This is a genomic window from Vibrio sp. 1288 (assembly GCF_033344475.1).
The window spans coordinates 1-1,332 of the sequence record NZ_JAWPOX010000100.1; the positions used below are offsets into that span (position 1 = coordinate 1).

Below are 1,332 nucleotides of genomic sequence, written 5' to 3' on the forward strand. Positions count from 1 at the left end.
ATATCGAACGACTTACACACTTTAAGATTGGCAATACCGATAGAACCAAAACGGATGGTTAACACGGGATCATCATCAAAGGTTGGTTGAGCCCAAGCACTAGGCATGAAACCAACGTCATTCTCCTCATTACCGCTGGCTTCATCTGTGTCCTCACCAGCAGAACGTTTGATGGTTTCGTCGAAGTCGGTTTGACATGCTAGAGCGTTTGCAAAGCCTATATGCAGATCGCCATCTTCGAACGTCGGTGCAAAGTCTCTTAAATCTGCGAAGGTTGTGAAGTGAGTGAATGGGGTGTTCATTGCGGTAAAGCCAACTTTTTTCGCCCACCACATGAATTGGTCTAAGCTCCATTGATGGTCTTCAACCCCAAAAACACTAAACGTGATTGGCTCGTCAGGAGAATCATTGGAAAGTTTAGTATTACGCATACCACCCATTTCCATCGCTAAGTCACGAATACCGAACTCCCAATTAGGAATAACTTCATCGATGATAGGATCATATTGGCAGTTCAGGTTTCTGTCGTGGAACGCACGAAAAGCAATATCAAAGTTTGGCGGTTCTGGCTCTGCAGTCTTCGCTTTGAAGTTATCTGTTTTCGAGAATCGAGGGATAAATCCAAAGAACCCGGCACAGTTTTCACCAGTTTCTTCGCCATACAGGTCAGTACCTTCACAAGCGGCTTCTACGCTCGCTGCTGTGGATACCCAAGCTTTGTAAACCCCACCGGAGTTAGGTGTGTTGGCAAATGGAAATAGCTGTATGGTTTCTCCATCAGGCAGAGAAGTAGGGTCGACATCTAAATACTCACTTCCCAATTGATGTCGACATTCTATGTCTATCGATTGGGTGACCATTTTGCCGCGAACTTTAACTTCTTGAGTGAGCGTGACGACGTCATTCATATATGTCACACCACCTTCACCGTCGAAATAGAAAAGACGACAGGCTAATGGTTCTGCGTAAAACTCTTCGGCGTTTCTAGCGTTCTTGCCTTTGATTTTTACATCTTGATAGCAGGTACCACCGTTGGTGTCTGCGCTATCTAAAGTACTTGATAACAAACATTTACCTGATGGATCGGTAACTTGAAAATAATACAAACCAGCAGGCAGTGCTGCGGCTGTTCTTGGTGCGTTAGGCCCTGGGCCTCCATCTAAAAATACTTCTTGTTTAGACTCGTAGCGGGAATTTTCATTGACGATATCACCAGCAGGTGTCGTCGTGAATATTGCGCCGTCTAATCTAGCGAAAGCTGGTACAGCAAACATGATAGCTAACGAAGATATCGCAAGAGTTGTTGTCCTTAATTTGGATAAAAACCTGTTG

The 1,332-nt window shown here is 44.7% G+C and carries 1 pseudogene; it reads right to left on the reverse strand.

Annotated elements, in window-relative coordinates:
• Nucleotides 1-1,332 (reverse strand): annotated as a pseudogene (locus R8O11_RS24870) (hypothetical protein); the annotation flags it as partial.